General features: G+C 63.6%; 14 protein-coding genes. 11 read left to right on the forward strand and 3 right to left on the reverse strand.

All coding sequences use genetic code 11. The annotated features are described in order from the left end of the window. Positions 1–5 precede the first annotated feature (5 nt). Positions 6–776, reverse strand: a complete 771-nt coding sequence (locus tag ACPF9B_RS09285) for a transporter substrate-binding domain-containing protein (RefSeq protein ID WP_040483041.1) — start codon at positions 774–776, stop codon at positions 6–8. 189 nt (positions 777–965) lie between these two features. Between ACPF9B_RS09285 and ACPF9B_RS09290 the strand changes: the two genes are divergently transcribed. The 4 genes from ACPF9B_RS09290 to ACPF9B_RS09305 are packed head-to-tail and all read left to right on the forward strand — an operon-like array spanning position 966 to position 5,187. Then, entirely contained in the window at positions 966–1,835 is an 870-nt protein-coding gene (locus ACPF9B_RS09290; protein ID WP_424176931.1) for a dimethylarginine dimethylaminohydrolase family protein, read from the forward strand. Then, entirely contained in the window at positions 1,832–2,461 is a 630-nt protein-coding gene (locus ACPF9B_RS09295) for a TetR/AcrR family transcriptional regulator (protein WP_424176933.1), read from the forward strand. Before ACPF9B_RS09290 ends, ACPF9B_RS09295 begins: the two co-directional genes overlap by 4 nt. 3 nt (positions 2,462–2,464) lie before the next feature. Further along, positions 2,465–3,643, forward strand: a complete 1,179-nt coding sequence (locus ACPF9B_RS09300; RefSeq protein ID WP_424180396.1) for a pyridoxal phosphate-dependent aminotransferase — start codon at positions 2,465–2,467, stop codon at positions 3,641–3,643. Next, entirely contained in the window at positions 3,640–5,187 is a 1,548-nt protein-coding gene (locus tag ACPF9B_RS09305) for a 5-guanidino-2-oxopentanoate decarboxylase (protein ID WP_424180398.1), read from the forward strand. Before ACPF9B_RS09300 ends, ACPF9B_RS09305 begins: the two co-directional genes overlap by 4 nt. On the opposite strand, the gene ACPF9B_RS09310 is transcribed toward ACPF9B_RS09305, so the two are convergent. Then, complete coding sequence (locus ACPF9B_RS09310; RefSeq protein WP_424176935.1) at positions 5,174–6,142, reverse strand: GlxA family transcriptional regulator; 969 nt, start codon at positions 6,140–6,142, stop codon at positions 5,174–5,176. The two genes, ACPF9B_RS09305 and ACPF9B_RS09310, sit on opposite strands and share 14 nt — an antisense overlap. Positions 6,143–6,212: 70 nt before the next feature. On the opposite strand from ACPF9B_RS09310, the gene ACPF9B_RS09315 reads away from it, so the two are divergent. The 5 genes from ACPF9B_RS09315 to ACPF9B_RS09335 all read left to right on the forward strand — a co-directional run bounded on the left by ACPF9B_RS09315 (position 6,213) and on the right by ACPF9B_RS09335 (position 12,774). Further along, entirely contained in the window at positions 6,213–7,121 is a 909-nt protein-coding gene (locus ACPF9B_RS09315) for a 3-keto-5-aminohexanoate cleavage protein (RefSeq protein WP_424176937.1), read from the forward strand. Next, positions 7,118–8,560, forward strand: coding sequence for a carnitine 3-dehydrogenase (locus ACPF9B_RS09320; protein WP_424176939.1), 1,443 nt, complete (start codon positions 7,118–7,120; stop codon positions 8,558–8,560). Before ACPF9B_RS09315 ends, ACPF9B_RS09320 begins: the two co-directional genes overlap by 4 nt. Then, positions 8,560–9,723 carry an acyl-CoA dehydrogenase family protein gene (locus ACPF9B_RS09325; RefSeq protein WP_424176941.1) on the forward strand — a complete coding sequence of 388 codons (1,164 nt, stop codon included), beginning with the start codon at positions 8,560–8,562 and terminating at the stop codon, positions 9,721–9,723. The genes ACPF9B_RS09320 and ACPF9B_RS09325 overlap by 1 nt, the downstream gene beginning before the upstream one ends. A 256-nt stretch (positions 9,724–9,979) precedes the next feature. Further along, positions 9,980–11,980: an acetate--CoA ligase family protein gene (locus ACPF9B_RS09330; protein WP_424176943.1), complete on the forward strand. Its 2,001-nt coding sequence runs from the start codon at positions 9,980–9,982 to the stop codon at positions 11,978–11,980. Then, positions 11,977–12,774, forward strand: a complete 798-nt coding sequence (locus tag ACPF9B_RS09335; protein ID WP_424176945.1) for a carnitinyl-CoA dehydratase — start codon at positions 11,977–11,979, stop codon at positions 12,772–12,774. The genes ACPF9B_RS09330 and ACPF9B_RS09335 overlap by 4 nt, the downstream gene beginning before the upstream one ends. Before the next feature lie 202 nt (positions 12,775–12,976). Here ACPF9B_RS09335 and ACPF9B_RS09340 read toward each other — a convergent pair whose 3' ends face one another. Then, complete coding sequence (locus tag ACPF9B_RS09340) at positions 12,977–13,441, reverse strand: DUF3237 domain-containing protein (RefSeq protein WP_424176947.1); 465 nt, start codon at positions 13,439–13,441, stop codon at positions 12,977–12,979. A gap of 90 nt (positions 13,442–13,531) precedes the next feature. Between ACPF9B_RS09340 and ACPF9B_RS09345 the strand changes: the two genes are divergently transcribed. Next, a complete protein-coding gene (locus tag ACPF9B_RS09345) occupies positions 13,532–14,014 on the forward strand; it encodes a MarR family winged helix-turn-helix transcriptional regulator (RefSeq protein WP_007204138.1) in 483 nt (160 codons plus the stop codon). Continuing rightward, on the forward strand, positions 14,014–14,781 hold the full coding sequence (locus ACPF9B_RS09350) for an SDR family NAD(P)-dependent oxidoreductase (RefSeq protein WP_007204137.1): 768 nt from the start codon (positions 14,014–14,016) through the stop codon (positions 14,779–14,781). The genes ACPF9B_RS09345 and ACPF9B_RS09350 overlap by 1 nt, the downstream gene beginning before the upstream one ends. Positions 14,782–14,796 lie beyond the last annotated feature (15 nt).

Below are 14,796 nucleotides of genomic sequence, written 5' to 3' on the forward strand. Positions count from 1 at the left end.
CGGGCCTAGTTGCCCAAGATCGAGGTGGCGAAATAGCCCGCCGTGATCGCGTCATAGGTGCCATCGGCGATGATCGCGGCGATGCCGGTATTGATCGCCTCGCGCAGCGCATCATCGCCTTTGCGCACACCAGCACCGACGCCGGCACCAAGGATCGCCTCGTCCGCGGCGACAGCGCCTTTGACCTCGCAACAGGCACCGGCTGCGGTGGCAAGGAAATCATCCATCGCCAAGCTATCTGCCTGCGTGGCGTCGATCCGGCCTGCGGCCAGATCCTGGTTCGCCTCGTCCTGGGTCTGGTAGGTGCGCAATTCGGTCGCACCTTCGAAATAGGCCTGCGCATAGCTTTGGTGGATGGTGGACACCTGCACGCCCAGCACCTTGCCTGCAAGGCTCTCGGGGGAGGCGTCCATCTGCATGTTGCGCTGACCCACAATCACGGTCGGCGTGTTGTAATAGGGGTCCGAAAAGTCGATGGTCTGCATCCGGTCTGCGGTGATCGACATCGACGCCATGATTGTGTCGATCCGGCCCGACACCAGCGCGGGAATGATCCCGTCCCATGCGGTGGGCGTCAGCACGCAATCAAGTGCGGCGGCAGCGCAAACCGCGTCGATGATCTCGACCTCCCAGCCGACCCAATTGCCCGCCGCATCGGGCGAGGCAAACGGCGGATAGGGTTCGGCGGCGATGCCGATACGGACCTCTTGCGCCTGTGCCAGTCCGGCGGCGGCAGCGATCAGGGCGGTGGTCGTCAGAAGGGCCAGTGTCTTCATGATCTTTCTCTCCTTGTTGAATGTCAGAACGCTTTTGCGCTTCTTGTGATGATCCCGCAGCGCGGGTTTCGACGCGACGTTTGCAAAGGCTGCGACAGGCAAAGCCGCGACCGCAACATTTTTGTGATTGTATCTGGCCAAAATGGCAGCAATTATTCAAGTGTATAATTTCAGCTAAAGAAGAACATCATGCGATTTGGTGCCGAAGACCGATCAAAACCCCTTGCCGCCGTGATCATGCGCGCCCCCGGCCCCGCCATGGCCAAGGCCGGCCCGCAAGACTGGCATTACGGCGCCGGGTTCGACCCCGCCCGCGCGGAAACCCAGCATGCAGAGCTGGCGCGGATCGTGACCGCCAGTGGGGCAAAGGTGCATTGGATGCCATCCGCCGACGACAGTTTGTCGGATGCGGTATTCGTGCAAGACCCGTCTTTTGTCACCCGCCACGGGGCGGTGATCCTGAACATGGGCAAGGCCTTGCGCCGCGCCGAACCGGATATGCATGCCGCGTTTTATGACAGTATCGGCGTGCCGGTGATCGGCCGTCTGACCGGTGATGCCACGGTCGAATCGGGCGATTGTTTCTGGCTTGATCCAGACACGCTGGCCGTGGGGCGCGGTGTGCGTACCAATCAGGCAGGCATCGCCGCTTTGTCCGACATCCTGCGCCCTTACGCCATCAATGTGCAGGCTTATGACCTGCCCTATTGGACTGGCCCCGCCGCCTGTTTGCATCTGATGTCGCTGGTGTCCCCGCTCGGCCCCGATATCGCGCTGATCCATGCGCCATTGCTGCCCTATGCGCTGTGGTCGGACATGCGCGCGCGCGGCTGGACCCTGCTGCACGCGCCCGAGGATGAATTCATGGCCTCGAACGGGCTGAGCCTGAACGTGCTGGCCCTGCGCCCGCGCGATGTGGTGATGGTCGACGGTTTCCCGCAGACCCGCACCCTGATGGAAGATGCAGGCTGCAAGGTACAGGTATTCGACGGCGATGCGCTGTGCATCGCCTGCGAAGGTGGCCCCACCTGCCTGACCCGTCCGGTGCTGCGCGCATGACCGCGCGCCGCACATTTATACGCGCAGGCGAGGAGGCGCGCCGTGTCGCATTGATCGACGCCACGCTCGACTGCATCGCCGAAGGTGGCCCGCAGGCGGCAACCGTGCGCGCCATCGCATTAAAGGCCGGCGTGACGCCGGGCCTCATCAAGCATTATTTCGACACCAAAGAAGACCTTGTCGCGAGCGCCCACGAAACCCTGATGACCCGCATGACCGAGGCGAGTGCGGCGGCGCTGGACGATCTGCCCGCCGATCCGGTGGCGCGGCTGGCGGGGTTCATCACCAATGCTGTCACGCCGCCTGTTGTCGATCCACGCGCCATGGCGCTGTGGGCGGCGTCGATGCAGCTGGTGCCGCGCGACGCCGCGATGCGCGATGTCCACGAAGCGACCTATCTGGCCTTCCGTGACCGGCTGGAACGCATGATTGCCAATGCGCTGGCAGCGGCGGGCAAACCGCATGACACGGCCACGACACGCGCCCTTGCCATCGCAGGCAATGCGCTGCTCGACGGGCTGTGGATCGAAGCATCGGTCCTGCCCGACCAATTCGCGCAAGGCGAAATGCGCAGCATCGCGATCCGCGCCTTTGCGCGGCTGCTTGACCTGAAACTATCGGAGTAAATGATGCAATATGCAGATGTCACCACCCGCCTTGCCGGGCTGGGGTCGGATAAATGGGTGCTGAGTGCCGCCGCCAATGCGCGTATCCGCGCGGGCGAGGCGATCATCAACCTGACCATCGGTGAACCTGACGTGCCAACGCCTGCCGCGCTGATCGACAGCGCCATCACCGCGATGGGCGCAGGGCGCACCGGCTATTCCAACGGGCGGGGCGAGCCTTCATTGCTGAATGCGCTATCGGGCAAATATTCCGCGCTGACAGGCCGCAGCATCGGGACCGACCGGTTCCTGTGCCTGCCTGGCACGCAAACGTCGCTGTATCTGGTGCTGACGGCGCTGTGCGATCCGGGTTGCGAGGTGATCCTCGGTGATCCGATGTATGCCACATATGAGGGGTTGATCCGTGCGTCGGGTGCCGTGCCGGTGCCAGTCAGCCTTGACCCTGCCCATGCGTTTCGCCTGCAGGCGGCGGATGTGGCGGCCGCGATCACGCCCGCGACGCGCGTGATCATGCTCAACACGCCGCATAACCCCACCGGCGCGATCCTGCGGCCTGCCGATCTGGACGCGATCTGCGCGCTGGCGGCCCAGCATGATCTGTGGGTGGTATCAGACGAGGTTTACGGCAACCTGACCCATGATGGCGCGGTATTCACATCCGCACTGGCCAATCCCACCTATGAGGACCGCGTGATCGTTACCGCCTCGATCTCCAAATCGCATGCCGCACCGGGGTTCCGGTCGGGCTGGGTCTGCGGGCCTGCGGCCTTCTGCACCCGCGCGCTGCCCTTGTCGGAAACCATGCTGTTCGGATCGCAGCCTTTCATCGCCGACATGACAGCGCAGGCTGTGGCGGGCGCGCCCGATCTTGCCACCGCGATGGCCGCCCGCATGGCGCGGCGCGCGGGGATCATCCATGTGGCATTGGACGGTGTGGCGGGCCTGCATGTCCACAAACCCGAGGCGGGGATGTTCGCCCTTCTCGACATTCGCGCGCTGAGCCGCGATTCCAAAGCCTTTGCGCTGGCGCTGCTAGAGGCGGAGGCCGTCGCCGTCATGCCCGGCGCGTCCTTTGGCAAAGCTTTTGAAGGTTGGCTGCGGCTGGCGCTCAACGCGAGCGATGACGCCACGCGCGAGGCTTGCACGCGGATCAAGCGCTTTGCGATGAGCTGGCCGCGATGACCACCGTCGCGCAAAGCCTTGTGCGCTGGTTGCAGCAGATGGGCACCGAGGTGATTTTCGGCATTCCCGGCGTACACACGATCGAGCTTTACCGCGCCCTGCCCGATGCAGGCATCCGCCATGTCACCCCGCGCCACGAAGCGGGGGCAGGTTTCATGGCCGATGGCTATGCCCGCGTGTCGGGGCGGTTCGGCGTGGCGCTGGTGATCACCGGGCCGGGGCTGACCAATATCCTGACGCCGATGGCGCAGGCGCGCGCAGATAGCGTGCCGATGCTGGTGATTTCCGGCGTGAACCGGCGGGACAGCTTGGGCAAGGGGCTGGGGCATCTGCACGAACTGCCAGACCAACTGGCGCTGAGCGCGACACTGGGTCCGGCGTTTCATCTGGACCGCGCCGACGATCTGCCCGCGATCCTTGACCAGATTGCCGGCGCCCTGACCAATGGGCGCGGCGGGCCGGTGCATTTGCAAATCCCGCTGGACCTGATGGCGGCGCAGGCGCCCGATGCGCCAAGCCGCATCGCGGACCAAGCCGCCGCCGCTGTGCCAGATGTCAGCGCCGCAAATGCCTTGCTGGCACAGGCACTGCGTCCTGTCATCGTCGCAGGCGGTGGCTGCCGTCGCGCGGGGGCGGCACTGCAGGCGCTGGCAGACCGCCTTGGCGCGCCTGTGATCCTGACCACCAATGCGCGCGGGCTGATGCACGCCCATCCGCTGGTCGTGCCGGCCGCGCCCAGCCTTGCGCCTGTGCGCGAGCTGATCGCCTCGGCAGATCAGCTGCTGGTGCTGGGGTCCGAAATCGGGCCGACCGATTGGGATATGTATGACGATGGCGAGCAGCCCGATCTGGCGGGGATGATCCGCGTCGATATCGACGCTGCCCAACTGGCGCGCCATCCCGCCGCCCTGACGCTGCAGGGTGATCTGGCCGATATCCTGCCATTACTGCACGGTGCCACCAGCGCCGATGGCGCCCAGCGCGCGGCCCTGACGCGGAACGCGGCCCATGCCGCGCTGCCCGCAGGCTATGCTGCTGAAATCGCCCTGTTGAACCGCCTGCGCGACAGCTGCCCTGACGCCATCATGGTCGGCGATTCCACCCAAGTGATCTATGCAGGCAACCTTTATTATGACCATGACCGGCCCTGCGGCTGGTTCAACGCGGCGACAGGCTACGGCGCGCTTGGCTATGCGCCGGGGGCTTCGGTGGGTGCCGCGTTGGCGGCCCCTGACGCACGCATCCTGTGCCTGATCGGCGATGGCGGGCTGATGTTCAGCCCCGCAGAATTGCTGACAGCGGTTGAGGAAAACCTGAACATCACCTTTATCGTGTTCAACAACGCAGGCTACGGCGAGATCGCCAGCGCGATGAAAGCCGCAGGCGCGCAGGTGCTGGGTTGCACCCCGCGCCCGCCGGATTTCGCCGATCTTGCGCGCGCCTGCGGTCTGCCGTTTACCCGCACCACGCCCGGTGCAATCGACGCGACGCAATCCGGCCCCCGCATGATCGAAGTCACCCTGCCGCCTGTCACGACGACCTGATCCGGCTGGGCGGCACACCGAACCGCCGCCGGAACGCGCGTGAAAAACTGGTGGGGTCCACAAATCCACAGCGCAAGGCAATCGCGCGCAGATCGTGGCGCGTGTCGGTGACCATCCGCCGCGCCATCTGCAGCCGCAGGTCCAGATAGGCCGCCCCCGGCCCCTGCCCCAGATTGTCGCGGAACAATTGTTCCATCCGTCGCAGACCCACCCCTTGCGCGCGGGCGATTGTGTCCAGCGGCAGCGGGTCTTCCAGATGGGCATTCATCAGCGCCAGCGCCCCCGCCAGCCGCACATCGCCGACCACAGGCAACAGGCCGGGGCGCTGCGGGCGGCTGCCATCTGACGGCGGCTCGTATTGAAACGATGCGGCCACCTGACCGGCCAGCCCCGCGCCACAGCGCGCGCCGATCAGATGCAGCATCAGGTCGGCGGCAGGGGCGGCACCGCCTGCGGTGAAGCGATTGCGCGAGATGACAAAACGGTCCGGCACCACATCGACAGACGTGTGGGCGCTGGCGAAATCCTCCAGATCCTCCCAATGCACGGTGGCGCGGTGGCCATCGAGCAATCCCGCCCGCGCCAGCACCCAAGGTCCGGCATCGACCGCCCCCACCGCGCGGAACCGCCCGGCGACACGGCGCAGGTCCGCAATCAGGGGGCGGGTCGCCACCTCGGACTGGTTATAGCCCGCCACGACGATCAGCGCATCAGCGCCGTCTGCCGCCGCAAGCGGGCCAATCGCGGGCAAGGCAATGCCACAGGTCAGCGCCACATCCGCCCCCGAGGGCGAGACCACCCGCCAGCGAAACCTGTCCTGCCCCAGATGCCGGTTCGCATTGCGCAAAGGGTCCAGCACCGACGCCACCTCCAATATCGAGGCACGCGGCAGCACCAGCACCGCGATATCAAGCGGCTGGGTTGAAGGCGCAAAGATGGATTCAGAAATCGTCATAACATTTTCGTAAATCGCCAAGCCGCCCCGCGCAACCCTGTTAGCCTGCTTTAAAAAAAGGAGGATTGCCATGCCACTTGCCATGAACTGCGAGGTTTTCATCACCTGCGCCGTCACCGGATCAGGCGGCACGCAGGATATGTCGCCCCATGTCCCACGCTCGCCAGAACAGATCGCCACCGCCGCCATTGACGCGGCCAAGGCGGGCGCGGCCATCGTGCATTGCCATGTGCGCGACCCCGAGACCGGCAAACCGTCGCGCGACCCGGCCCTTTACCGCAAAGTGACCGAACGTATCCGCGACGCGGACACCGACGTGATCCTGAACCTGACCGCCGGCATGGGCGGTGATCTGGTGTTCGATGGCACCGAAAGCATGCACCGCATGTCGCAGACATCCGACATGGCAGGCGCTGCAGAACGGGTGCAGCATGTGCTGGATTGCCGCCCAGAAATCTGCACGCTCGATTGCGGCACGATGAATTTCGCCGAGGCCGATTACGTCATGGTCAACACCCCCGGCATGCTGCGCGATATGGCGACGCGGATGGTGGCATCCGGCGTACGCATCGAGATCGAGGCGTTCGACACAGGCCATCTGTGGCTCGCCAAACAACTGGTCGCCGAAGGTATCATCCCCGACCCCGTGCTGGTGCAATTATGCATGGGCGTGCCATGGGGCGCGCCCGATGATCTGAACACCTTTCTGGCGATGGTGAACAATGTGCCAGCCCATTGGCACTGGTCCGCCTTTGCGCTGGGGCGGCATGAAATGCCCTATGTCGCGGCGGCGGTGCTGGCGGGCGGCAATGTACGGGTCGGGCTGGAAGACAACCTATACCTGTCCAAAGGCGTGCTAGCCACGAACGCGCAACTGGTCGAGAAAGCGACAACCATCATCGAAAACATGGGCGCACGGGTGATCGGGCCGGATGCCGTCCGAGACCGCCTGCATCTGACGAAAAGGGCGCCATTATGAAGGCCGCAATCATCGGCGGCGGCGTGATCGGCGGCGGCTGGGCCGCGCGGTTCCTGCTCAACGGTTGGGATGTCGCGGTCTTTGACCCCGACCCCGACGCCCCGCGCAAGATTGCTGCCGTGCTGGACAATGCCAAACTGTCGCTGCCCGCCCTGTCGGATGTGCCGCTGCCTGCGATGGGGCAGCTCAGCTATGCCGCGACTTTGGCCGATGCTGTGACAGGCGCGGATTACATTCAGGAATCCGTCTCTGAACGGCTGGACCTGAAACACCGCGTTTATGCCGAAATCCAAAAGGCCGCGCCCGACACGCCCCTTGGCTCCTCCACCTCTGGTTATAAACCGTCGCAATTGCAGGAGGGGGCGATCAACCCCGCGACGATCTTTGTCGCCCACCCGTTCAACCCGGTCTACCTTTTGCCCTTGGCCGAGGTGGTGCCAAGCCCCGCCAGCGACGCCGCGCTGATCGAAGGCGTCAAGGATACCTTGCGCAGCATCGGCATGTTCCCGCTGCATGTGCGCAAGGAAATCGACGCCCATATCGCCGACCGGTTCCTCGAGGCGGTCTGGCGCGAGGCGCTCTGGCTGGTCAAGGACGGCATCGCCACGACCGAGGAAATCGACGAGGCGATCCGCATGGGGTTCGGGTTGCGCTGGGGTCAGATGGGCCTGTTCGAGACCTACCGGATCGCGGGCGGTGAAGCGGGGATGAAACATTTTCTGGAACAATTCGGCCCCTGTCTGACATGGCCATGGACCAAACTGATGGATGTGCCCGAATTGAACGACGAATTGGTCGATCTGATCGCGGGACAATCGGATGCGCAATCAGGGCATCACACGATCCGCGAGTTGGAACGGATCCGCGACAGCAATCTGGTGGGCTTTCTGCGGGTGCTCAAAGACCGCGATTGGGGCGCGGGGCGCGTGCTCAAAGCGCATGACGCGGCAAGGCGCGACGTTGTGCAGACGCCAGATGCCGATGCCCCGCTGGTGCGCTTGCAAGTGCTGCCAAGCTGGATCGACTACAACGGCCATATGACCGAAAGCCGCTATCTGTTCGCAGGCTCGGAAACATCGGACACGCTGCTGCGGCTGATCGGGGCCGATATGGATTATGTCGCAGGCGGGCACAGCTATTACACCGCCGAAACCCATATCCGCCATCTGGGCGAGGCGAAACTGGGCGATCATCTGACCGGTTCGGTGCAGGTGCTGGGCGCGGATGACAAGCGGCTGCATATCTTCATCACCATCGCCAAGGATGGGGATGCCGTGGCGACATTGGAACAGATGTTGCTGCATGTGGACATGGCCGCAGGCAAGACCTGCCCCGCAGCCCCCGCCGTGCTTGACCGGCTCTTTGCAATCCGCGACGCCCATGCCAGCCTGCCGCGCCCCGCCGGCGCAGGCCGCCATATCGGACAGGGGAAAAGCTGATGCATTTTGCCATGACCGATGAACAGCGGATGATCGTGGACACGACCCGCGCTTTCGTCGAGGCGGAACTTTACCCGCATGAAGCGCTGGTCGAACGCACCGGCCACCTGCCGATGGAGCTGATCCGCGAGATTCAGGCCAAGGCGATGGCCGCCGGTCTTTATGCCGCCAATATGCCCGAAGAAGTGGGCGGCGCGGGCCTCGATACCCTGTCATGGCTGCTTTACGAACGCGAATTGGGCCGCGCGAATTACGCGCTACACTGGACCTGCGTGGCGCGGCCATCGAACATCCTGCTGGCAGGGACCAAGGCGCAGCGCGAAAAATACCTTTTCCCCTGCCTGCGCGGCGAAACCTGGGATTGTCTGGCCATGACCGAACCGGGGGCCGGGTCCGACCTGCGCGGCATGCAGGCCAGCGCGCGCCAGGACGGCGGGGACTGGGTGCTGAACGGCACCAAGCATTTCATCAGCCATGCCGATATCGCGGGCTTTACCATCGCCTTCATGGCGACGGGCGAAGAAGACACGCCGCGCGGCCCCAAGAAAAAGATCACCGCCTTCTTCGTGGACAAAGGCACGCCGGGGTTCACGGTGCGTGAAGGGTACCGCAACGTCAGCCACCGCGGCTATTCCAACGCCATTCTGGACTTCGACGATTGCCGCGTACCGGCCGAGAATATCCTTGGTGAAATCCACAAAGGGTTCGAAGTCGCCAATGACTGGCTGGGCGCCACGCGATTGCAGGTGGCCGCCACCTGTCTTGGGCGTGCAGACCGGGCGCTTGATCACGCGGTGCGCTATGCAGCGGAACGCCGCCAGTTCGGCCAGCAGATCGGCAAGTTTCAAGGCGTCAGTTTCAAGCTGGCCGATATGGCGATGGAGCTGAAAGCCGCCGAATTGCTGACATGGGAGGCCGGATGGAAGTTTGACCAGGGCAGCGTCACCGAGGCCGATATGGCCATGGCCAAGCTCAAGGCCAGCGAAGTGCTGGCCATGGTCGCAGACGAGGCGATCCAGATCCATGGCGGCATGGGGTTGATGGACGACCTGCCACTGGAACGGATCTGGCGCGATGCAAGGGTCGAACGGATCTGGGAAGGCACCAGCGAAATCCAGCGGCACATCATCAGCCGGCAACTCTTGCGCCCGCATGAGGGCTAGTCAGGGGGCTGTCTGCCCCCTCGGCGCGCCGCGCCTCACCCCCGAGGATATTTTTGAACAGATGAAACGATATGTTAACCAATCCGTTGCAAACTGATCGGGCGGTACAGGGGGGGACCCCGATGACCGCAACAGGTGAAGTTTCCCTGTCCCGCTCGTCCGGGGCAGGGCGACGCCCCTGTTTCATCTGTTTACAAGTATCCTGGGGGTCCGGGGGCAAGGCCCCCGGCTGCCTGCACCGCAGGCAGGTGCTGCGATGACGGATCTGTCTCGTTTACTACGACCGCGCAGCATCGCTGTTCTCGGCTCTGGCTGGGCCGCAAATGTGATTGAACAATGCCAGCGCATGGGGTTCGATAGCCCGGTCTGGCCCGTGCATCCAACGCGCGACCAGATCGCCGGGGTGCGGTGTTATCCTTCGCTGGCCGATCTGCCCGGCGCACCTGATGCCACCTTTATCGGGGTCAATCGCCACGCGACACTCGATGTCGTGACGGAGCTGGCGGGCATGGGCGCAGGTGGCGCGATCTGTTTCGCTTCGGGCTGGCGCGAAACCGGCGACGGCGATTTGCAGGACCGGCTGGTCGCGCGCGCGGGAACGATGCCGATCCTCGGGCCAAATTGCTATGGCGTGATCAACTATCTTGACGGGGCATTGCTCTGGCCTGATCAGCATGGCGGGCGACGGGTGGCGCGGGGCGTGGCGCTGATCAGCCAATCCTCCAACATCGTGATCAACCTGACGATGCAGGCGCGCGGCTTGCCCATCGCCTATGTCGCCTGTCTGGGAAATGCGGCCCAAGTCGGGCTGGCGCAGCTGGCGCGCGCCTTGCTGGCGGATGAGCGTGTTACCGCCCTTGGGCTTTACATCGAAGGTCTAGGTGACGCCGCCGGTTTCGCCACCGTGGCTGAGGCTGCACAGGCGGCAGGCAAAGGCATCGTCGCGATCAAATCCGGCAAGACCGCAGCCGCACAGACCGCGGCCGCATCTCATACCGCGTCTTTGGCGGGCGGTGGTGCTGCCTCGTCTGCCTATCTGCGCCAGATCGGGGTCGCCGAGGTGAACACACCGGCGGAACTGCTCGAAACGCTCAAGATCCTGCATCTGCATGGGCCAGGGTTGGGCAGGCAGCTTTGCGCTGTGGCCTGTTCAGGGGGTGAGGCGGGGCTGGTCGCGGATCTTGCCGCCCCTCTGGCGCTGGAGTTTCCACCGCCCGGTCCGGCGCAAGTGGGGCATCTCGCGGCCACGCTCGGCCCGTTGGTGACCATCGCAAACCCGCTGGATTACCAGACCTTCATTTGGGGCGACGGGCCGCGCACGACAGAGGTTTTCGCCACCATGCTCGCAGGATACGATGCGGGGCTGTTCATCATCGACCCGCCGCGCCCCGACCGCTGCGATCCGGCCAGTTTCGCCCCCGCGCTCGACGCAATCGTCGCCGCCGCGCGCGCCACCGGCAAACCCGCCTTTCCTGTTGCCTCCCTGCCCGAAAACTTTGAAGAGGACCGCGCCATTGCGCTTATGGACCAAGGCATTGCACCGCTGATGGGGCTGGAAACAGCGCTGGCGGCAGTGCGTGCAGCGCAGGTCACCGCAGGGCGCGCAGGGTGGCGCAATTGGGCGCCCATCGCGCGCACCGGCCCCCTGACTTTGCTGGACGAGGCCGCCGCCAAGGCGCGGCTGGCAGCGGCGGGCATTGCGGTACCGCGTGGCGTAACCGCGCCGACGATCACCAGCCTGCAATCGGCAGCGCATGACCTGACACCGCCGCTGGCCCTCAAAGGTCTGGGCTTTGCCCACAAGACCGAGGCAGGCGCCGTACGGCTGCAGCTTGTCACGCTTGACGGGCAGGAACAGATGCCGGGCGCTATCGGCTATCTGGCCGAGGAGATGGTGACGGGTGCCATCGCAGAGCTCTTGCTCGGCGCGCGCCGCGATCCGGTTTACGGCGCAACGCTGACGCTAGGTTTCGGCGGGGTCGCGGCGGAATTACTGGCCGATACGGTGACGCTGGTCCTGCCGGTGACAGCACCCGAAATCGCAGATGCCCTGCGCCGCCTGACGCTCTGGCCGCTGCTTGACGGCTATCGCGGCCGACCGCGCGCCGATGTCGGCGCGGTGATCCGCACGGCGCTGACCTTGCAGGAGATGCTGGCAACCGACAGGATGCTGGAAGAAATTGAAATCAATCCGCTGATGGTTGGGGCAGATTTTGCTGTGGCCGCGGATGCCGTGATCTGGAAGGACACCCCATGATGCAAATGCACAGCGACGGCCCGATCCACACCCGCCGCGAAGGGGCCGTGCTCGAAGTCACGCTCGACCGGCCCAAGGCCAATGCGATTGATCTGGCGACCAGCCGGATCATGGGCGAGGTGTTCCGCGATTTCCGCGATGACGACAGTCTGCGGGTCGCGATCCTGCGGGCGGCGGGGGACAAGTTTTTTTGCCCCGGCTGGGATCTCAAAGCCGCCGCTGATGGTGACGCGGTCGACGCCGATTACGGCATAGGTGGCTTTGGCGGCCTGCAGGAACTGCCACATCTGAACAAACCGGTGATCGCCGCCGTCAACGGCATCTGCTGTGGGGGCGGGCTGGAACTGGCGCTCAGCTGCGATCTGATCCTTGCCTCCGACACAGCCACCTTTGCGCTGCCGGAAATCCGGTCAGGGACGGTGGCGGATGCGGCCTCGATCAAACTGCCCAAACGCATCCCCTATCATGTCGCGATGGATCTGTTGCTGACCGGACGCTGGTTTGATGCACACGAAGCGATGCATTGGGGCCTTTTACGCGAGATCACGACACCTGCCGATTTGCTGCCCAAGGCTTGGGCGCTTGCCCGCATGCTCGAGAACGGCCCACCACTGGTCTATGCCGCGATCAAGGAAATCGTGCGCGAGGCCGAAGCCATGCGGTTTCAGGATGCGCTGAACCGCGTCACCAAACGGCAATTCGCGACCGTGGACCAGCTTTACGCCAGCGACGACCAGAAAGAAGGCGCGCGCGCCTTTGCCCAAAAACGCGATCCAGTCTGGACAGGGCGCTAGCGCGGCACCGCACTTTCCAGCCGGACCCTAACTTCTTATTTCCCAAAATACTCCCGCGCGGAGCGCAAGAATCTTTGCTCACACTGCTTGGTCGGCCTCGGACCCAGAACCCGCCGCTGGTCATTTTCCACCAGGACGTGGGTTTTTCACGGCATCATCCCGGCCAGCGATCTTGCCTTGGATTTCTGCGCAAACAGAATTCTTACATCAGGGCATAAAGGCGCATCAGAACGCTTTGTTCCTTGCGCGCGCCGACACCCACGAAAAGCGTGTGATTGACCCAAGCATAGCGACTGTCTCCGGTTTCCAGCCGCGCATGTGTGCGCATGTAATAGCTGTCTGGCGCCACATCCTCACCACGCCCGATCGCCGCGATGACGTCTTTTGGACCATGGCGAAATCCGTAGTTGCAGATTTCAATCGTGGCGCCGTCGTGGGTTTCCAAAGCATACCGCGTATCAAGTTCCGCCAGCCCATCGGCAAACAAGGTCTGCCAATCCGCGCCGACATTCAGAATTTTGCCCCGCAATTTCGGCCCTGACATCGTACCGCCGACAATCGGTATGATCCGGCGGACCCCTGCACGGCCTTGACCCATCGCACGGATCGGGTCCAATTCAACGATCATATCCGTGACCCATTCAAGCTTTGGTTCTGGAAGGTTCATAGCCGTCATCCTTAATGTATCATCAGCGCAAAACTGTTTACCTGATTAACAATATGCGCTATCCCTGTCGATAGAATAAGGAGGTAGGTGATGGCACCTCGCGCACTTGCGAAACAGACCAATGCTGAAATGCCGGATGTTGTCTCGGATCTGGAAATACTCATTGGCTACAACATGAAACGAGCCTATGTCGCGATCCAGAAAGATTTTCGTGCCGCGCTTGGTGAAGGCGGGCTGTCTCCGCGCACATTTTCAGCCCTGTCGCTTGTCGTCGCACACCCCAACATCAGCCAAAGCAGCCTTGCGCGTTTGCTCGGCATTGAACGCTCTGGCCTTGTGGCAATTATTGACGAGCTCGAACGCCGCAATTACCTGACCCGCAGCCATGTGCCGGGAGACCGTCGCGTTCAGGCGCTTGTTGCGACACACGAAGGCAACGCGGCCTATCAGGCAACCTTGGCAACCGTTCAGGCACATGAAGAACGCCTCTTGGCCACGCTTTCCGCGACCGAGAAGCACACCCTGATGCAGATCTTGATCAAGATCCGCCTGACCGACAAGGAAGACATTTAATGCAGGATTGGTCAGGCCATGGCGCGATTGTCACCGGCGCCGCCTCGGGACTGGGGGCAGCCACTGCCGAGCGGCTTGCCGCAAGCGGGCTGAAAGTCACTGTTTTTGACATGAATGACGACGCGGGGCGGCGGCAGGCTGACAAGATCGGTGGCTGTTTTGCGCATGTCGATGTGGCCGACCCGCACTCTGTCGCTGACGGTATTACCAAGGCCGAAGCCGCACATGGGCCGATCCGCATTCTGGTTAATTGCGCCGGGATCGGTGGCGCATCCAAAACTGTGTCACACGGCAAAGCCCATGATCCTGCGGTTTTTGAGCGCGTGATCCGCGTCAACCTGATGGGTAGCTTCAACTGCGCCAGCCAAGCCGCAGCGCGCATGGTCGCGCAGGACCCGATTGATCCAGATGGCGCGCGCGGCGTGATCATCAACACAGCTTCGGTCGCAGCCTATGACGGGCAAATCGGGCAATTGGCCTATGCTGCCAGCAAGGGTGGCATTGTCGGCATGACCTTGCCCATGGCACGAGATCTTGCCGCCAAGGGCATTCGTGTCTGCACCATCGCGCCAGGGCTCTTTCTCACGCCGCTGTTGCACGAATTGCCCGCCGAGGTGCAGGCGTCACTCGGCGCGCAGGTCCCTTTCCCGTCAAGGCTGGGCGATCCACGCGAATACGGCGAAATGGTTGATCACATCACCCGCAACCCGATGCTGAACGGCGAAGTCATCCGCTTGGATGGAGCCATTCGCATGGCCCCCCGCTAAGGCAGAGCCTAAGAC

This window comes from Yoonia sp. TsM2_T14_4, from assembly GCF_049602355.1.
Classification (GTDB): Bacteria; Pseudomonadota; Alphaproteobacteria; order Rhodobacterales; family Rhodobacteraceae; genus Yoonia; species Yoonia vestfoldensis_A.

Bases quoted from the DNA above. Each gene is read 5' to 3' on its own strand.
- ACPF9B_RS09320 (WP_424176939.1), top strand. From the start codon at position 7,118: ATGAAGGCCGCAATCATCGGCGGCGGCGTGATCGGCGGCGGCTGGGCC.
- ACPF9B_RS09300 (WP_424180396.1), top strand. From the start codon at position 2,465: ATGCAATATGCAGATGTCACCACCCGCCTTGCCGGGCTGGGGTCGGAT.
- ACPF9B_RS09295 (WP_424176933.1), top strand. From the start codon at position 1,832: ATGACCGCGCGCCGCACATTTATACGCGCAGGCGAGGAGGCGCGCCGT.
- ACPF9B_RS09315 (WP_424176937.1), top strand. From the start codon at position 6,213: ATGCCACTTGCCATGAACTGCGAGGTTTTCATCACCTGCGCCGTCACC.
- ACPF9B_RS09285 (WP_040483041.1), bottom strand. From the start codon at position 776: ATGAAGACACTGGCCCTTCTGACGACCACCGCCCTGATCGCTGCCGCC.
- ACPF9B_RS09290 (WP_424176931.1), top strand. From the start codon at position 966: ATGCGATTTGGTGCCGAAGACCGATCAAAACCCCTTGCCGCCGTGATC.
- ACPF9B_RS09350 (WP_007204137.1), top strand. From the start codon at position 14,014: ATGCAGGATTGGTCAGGCCATGGCGCGATTGTCACCGGCGCCGCCTCG.
- ACPF9B_RS09335 (WP_424176945.1), top strand. From the start codon at position 11,977: ATGATGCAAATGCACAGCGACGGCCCGATCCACACCCGCCGCGAAGGG.
- ACPF9B_RS09345 (WP_007204138.1), top strand. From the start codon at position 13,532: ATGGCACCTCGCGCACTTGCGAAACAGACCAATGCTGAAATGCCGGAT.
- ACPF9B_RS09340 (WP_424176947.1), bottom strand. From the start codon at position 13,441: ATGAACCTTCCAGAACCAAAGCTTGAATGGGTCACGGATATGATCGTT.
- ACPF9B_RS09305 (WP_424180398.1), top strand. From the start codon at position 3,640: ATGACCACCGTCGCGCAAAGCCTTGTGCGCTGGTTGCAGCAGATGGGC.
- ACPF9B_RS09325 (WP_424176941.1), top strand. From the start codon at position 8,560: ATGCATTTTGCCATGACCGATGAACAGCGGATGATCGTGGACACGACC.
- ACPF9B_RS09330 (WP_424176943.1), top strand. From the start codon at position 9,980: ATGACGGATCTGTCTCGTTTACTACGACCGCGCAGCATCGCTGTTCTC.
- ACPF9B_RS09310 (WP_424176935.1), bottom strand. From the start codon at position 6,142: ATGACGATTTCTGAATCCATCTTTGCGCCTTCAACCCAGCCGCTTGAT.